This window comes from Nitrospira sp. BLG_2 (assembly GCF_049222245.1).
In genome coordinates this window covers 1-4,275 of sequence record NZ_JBLYIG010000307.1, presented here as the reverse complement: position 1 = coordinate 4,275, position 4,275 = coordinate 1, and the positions used below count along the sequence as shown (strand labels likewise).

Sequence of the window (4,275 nt, the reverse complement as noted above, 5' to 3'; positions counted from 1 at the left end):
TTCCGTCGCGATTGGCTGTTGGCGGCCCATCGAAAGGCTCATGCTGAAGGAATACGCGCAACCGACGACGCGTATCTCATCGAGTGGGCCGGACATCCAGTGAGTGTAGTCGAAGGAAGCGGCGAAAACATCAAGGTCACGAGACCGGAAGACATGGTGATCGGCGAAGCCATCTTGGCATCGCGGCGATCTCGCGGCATGAAAGGATCAGTATGAAGAAAGGGTCTCGCATCGGCTATGGCTACGATGTCCACCCGCTCGGCGCGGACCGCCAATTGATCTTGGGCGGAATGGAAGTCCCACACACAAAAGGATTGCTCGGCCATTCCGATTCCGACGTCCTTGTTCACGCGATTTGCGATGCCTTATTGGGGGCGATGGGGGAGGGCGATCTCGGCCGGCATTATCCAAGTTCCGACACCAAGTATAAAGGGATTTCCAGCTTGAAACTGTTGGTAGACGTCATGGCGAAGCTGAAAGCGAAGGGCTATCGGGTGGGAAACATCGATACCGTGATTGTGGCTCAGGCCCCCCGGCTTGGCCCGCATCTTCCATCAATGCAGAAGAACATAGCGGAGGCCGCCGGCATCGATACGGATCTGGTCAATGTAAAGGTAAAAAGCGGGGAAGGATTGGATGCAGTCGGGCGCGAAGAGGGGATGATCGCTCACGCCGTTTGTTTGATCGAACCGGTTTAATGGAGGGTATGATTTCAAGGCCTCCAGGCGGTCTTTGACGGGGACCGGCTGCGACCAACAAGCTGGAAGTGATTCTCGCCTACGCTGGATCCATGCGCTTCTGGCGTATCGCCTCGCTCGCTAACTGAAGTACGCGCTGTTCCGATCTTCCTCGGATTATTTCGCAATTGGCCCGCTGGATGACCGGTGTGGAGATCCATCTTTCCGAAGAAATCAGGACCGGCTTTTTTATCGATCACGGGGTCACCTTACTCTTCAGTTTTCTTCCCTTCTGCTGAATCTCTTTGCCATTTGCCGTTTTCTCCGGCTTGGCAGAGAGACATTCCTCCATAAACGTCTTACCCTTCTCGTCTTTCCCTCGCTAAACTCCTTCACATCGTCTGTTTGTTGCAGGTCCTCATCTGCTGGGGAGGTGCGCCGTGGCGGACGATGCCCTCCAAAGCTGAGAACAAGCCACCCAAGTGCGAGTACGCAAGGAAGTCACCTTGCTGGATTTCTTTTATTCGAAGAAGCCAGAGGCAAGCCTGGACGGCATCATAACAAAAGCGACACGTAATCGTTTGTAATATGAATGGGACAAGAGTCAATCGTAGTCGACCCGCATCAAGAAGAGTCCCTGCGGGGGAGCTGTTTTACCCGCAGCCGAGCGGTTGCGCGCATTGAGGATCGTCCTTAGGCTCTCCGGTGTACGTCTGTTCAAGCCGACCTCCACGAGTGTCCCGACGATCGAACGGATCATTTGCTTCAAGAATCGGTCGGCATAGGCTTCGATTCGCAGCCGATCGCCTTCACGCAACACGGTGAATTGACGCAGATGGCACATGGGATCGTCGTTGTCGGTGGGTTGGGTCTGGAACGAAGAGAAATCGTGCGAGCCGATCAGGGCGAGTCCCGCGTGAGTCATGGCCGCGTCGTCGAGAGGTTGATGGATATGCCAGCAATAGTCTCGCTCAACCGCCGGACGCTCCGGTCGATTCAGAATTCGATATTCGTACAATTTGCCTTGGGCCGAGTACCTCGCGTGGAATGTGTCGGGCATGAGCGCGGCTGATCGCACCACAATGCTCTTTGGGAGATGGGCGTTCAGTGCCCTGGTCCATCCTCTGGGTGTCATGTCACGATCGATACGGAAGCTCGCGACCTGCCCCAGGGCATGAACTCCCGCATCAGTGCGTCCGGCGCCGATGACCGTTGCGTTGATTTGAGTGACGCCCGCGATGGCCGCTTCGACGGCTTCTTGAATCGTCGGCCGGCCGGGCTGGCGTTGCCAGCCTGCGTAAGCCGTGCCGTCGTATTCGAGAATCAGTTTGATGATGGACATGAAGCACGCGGATGGACGATGCGCGATACGATCACCGGATGTCCGGCCGATTATTGGAAAGGAACGAAACAATGCCATGGTAGAGGGATTGAGCGACATCTCGGACGAATGCCGGTTTCCTGAGGAGATCTTCTTCGTCAGGGTTGGAAATATAGGCGATCTCGGCCAGGATGCTGGGCATACTGGTAAACCTCAAGACATAAAAGGGCGCCGTCTTGACGCCATGGTCGTTGAGCGCGTATTGCCCGTTCATTTGGGAGACCATTGCTTCTTTCGCGTTCCAAGCAAGTTCCAGGGACTCCTCGATCTTCTTCGTCGTTAAGAGATCCGCCACGAGGTATTCCCATCCGACCCCGGTGTTGCTAATCGGGGTGCCGTTTTCCCGTGCCGCGACCTCGAGAGCTCGCTGATCCTTGGCTTCTCCGAAGTGATAGATTTCAATCCCTTTGACCGCGCGTGACGGATGAGAGTTGACATGAATGGAGACAAAGAGATCGGCTTCGTTGTTGTTCGCAAACTTGGCCCGATCTCCCAGCTCAATGAACACATCACGGTCCCGGGTCATCAACACGCGCACGCCGGACTGCCGGTTTAGGAGCTCACGAAGCTGGAGCGCGACCTTGAGCGTAATATCTTTCTCCTCGGTCCTTCGGAGACCTCGTGCGCCTGGATCTTTCCCGCCATGGCCCGGGTCGATCACAATGGTCGTGTATCCCTTACCGCGCGGCGTCACGGATTGCGAGACGGTAGAATCCGACCGCTGAGAGACTTCGTGCGGGTCAAGTGCATAAGGAAGGTCTTGTTCGATGGGCGGGGTCACGTCGATGACCAAGCGAGGCGGATGGGAAAGCGTGAACTGTTTATAGGTCCGGAACGATGTGATTGGAAGAGATACAGCGACGGCGTGCGGCGGCAGTTCGGTGACGATGAAAGGCGGCGGGATGGTCCCATTCGTGACCTTGATTTGCGCCGGTTGACTGAGCAATGCGTGAGGAAGGGCGATGACCACGCGACTCGCATCGGCTGCTCGTTGCTCGATGACAGTGGTATGGCGATCGAGATCCAATACTAGCCTGATTCTCTCCGGGGTCGCCATCACCCGGACATTACGAACGGTAACGGGGGCAAGGGAAGCCGCCGTTCCTCTGACGCGGTTTTGTTTCGATGACATCACCGGCAGAGGGCGGTGATCATCGGGAGACCAGGCCCAAGCCGCAGGGATCAGGATCCCGTACGTGGACAGGAGGAAGATGGCACCGGACGAGAGAAGGGCGAGGGGCCTGATTGAAAGCAGCCGAGGCTTTCGTGCTTGCATGGGCTTTTCGGTAGAAGACTAATGTGAAACTATTCTCAGATGTCCGCCGCCTTGTCAAGAATTACACCGGTTGGCTATGCGGGATTCGGATTGACTGTCCGCTCATGACCACGATAGCGTGAGGTATGCCGACGCATCTGATCGTCGATGGATATAATTTGCTGGCGAGTGCCGGAAACCTTTCCGGAGATCTTGAATCAGCCCGCGAAACGTTGGTGCATGATCTCGCGGCCTATAGGCATAGAAAGCATCACCTCATTACCGTCGTATTCGACGGCTGGCAGCAAGGCAGGTCATCGGAACAGCGGGAGCATCGTGCCGGAGTCCAGGTAATCTATTCAAAACGCGGTGAGCGGGCGGATCAGGTCATCCAACGGCTGGCGCGGGAGTATGGGGCGGACTGTGCGGTCGTCAGTTCCGATCATGAGATCGTGAATGCTGCCAGAGTCCATGGCGCCTTTGTCATGGGATCTCACGAGTTCATGCGGAAGCTCCGGGCGCTGTCTCCAGCGACCGGCGCTTTACCGAACAAAGAACTTGACGTTGAGCACGACGATCGTCCAAAGCGCGGACCGGAGAAGAAGGGAAATCCTCGCAAGCTCCCAAAGGCACAAAGGCAGCGAGTTCGACGGCTCAGGCGATTTTGAACAGCCGCCTGGCGTTCACGGTGGTTGTTTGTTGGACCTCATCCGGGGAAAGTTCGGGATGGAGCGCCGCAAGTTGCTTGACCACCTGAGATACATAGGCCGGTTCGTTGCGTTTTCCCCGGTAAGGAACCGGAGTGAGATATGGGCAATCAGTTTCGATTAATACACGATCGAGAGGAGTATTTTTAGCGATCTCTCTCAAGGGCGCCGCATTCTGAAACGTCAGAATTCCCGAAAACGACAGGTAGAACCCCAGATCCAACGCTTCTTGAGCCAGCCGGCTATCGCCGGAAA

The 4,275-nt window shown here is 56.1% G+C and carries 6 protein-coding genes; 3 read left to right on the top strand and 3 right to left on the bottom strand.

Features of this window, described 5'->3' with window-relative positions:
- A partial coding sequence (locus tag ACOSYY_RS08550) for a 2-C-methyl-D-erythritol 4-phosphate cytidylyltransferase (RefSeq protein ID WP_421661846.1) occupies positions 1-216 on the top strand: 216 nt, incomplete at its 5' end.
- On the top strand, positions 213-698 hold the full coding sequence (ispF, locus tag ACOSYY_RS08545; protein WP_421661845.1) for a 2-C-methyl-D-erythritol 2,4-cyclodiphosphate synthase: 486 nt from the start codon (positions 213-215) through the stop codon (positions 696-698). The genes ACOSYY_RS08550 and ispF, both read left to right, overlap by 4 nt.
- Before the next feature lie 583 nt (positions 699-1,281).
- Here the strand turns inward: ispF and truA are convergent.
- On the bottom strand, positions 1,282-2,019 hold the full coding sequence (gene truA, locus ACOSYY_RS08540; RefSeq protein WP_421661844.1) for a tRNA pseudouridine(38-40) synthase TruA: 738 nt from the start codon (positions 2,017-2,019) through the stop codon (positions 1,282-1,284).
- A 31-nt stretch (positions 2,020-2,050) separates the two neighbouring features.
- Positions 2,051-3,334, bottom strand: coding sequence for an N-acetylmuramoyl-L-alanine amidase family protein (locus ACOSYY_RS08535; RefSeq protein ID WP_421661843.1), 1,284 nt, complete (start codon positions 3,332-3,334; stop codon positions 2,051-2,053).
- 125 nt (positions 3,335-3,459) lie between these two features.
- Here ACOSYY_RS08535 and ACOSYY_RS08530 point away from each other — a divergent pair, with 125 nt between their 5' ends.
- Complete coding sequence (locus ACOSYY_RS08530) at positions 3,460-3,981, top strand: NYN domain-containing protein (protein ID WP_421661842.1); 522 nt, start codon at positions 3,460-3,462, stop codon at positions 3,979-3,981.
- Here ACOSYY_RS08530 and ACOSYY_RS08525 read toward each other — a convergent pair.
- The coding region (locus ACOSYY_RS08525) for a TatD family hydrolase (RefSeq protein ID WP_421661841.1) at positions 3,968-4,275 on the bottom strand (308 nt) is incomplete at its 5' end. The two genes, ACOSYY_RS08530 and ACOSYY_RS08525, sit on opposite strands and share 14 nt — an antisense overlap.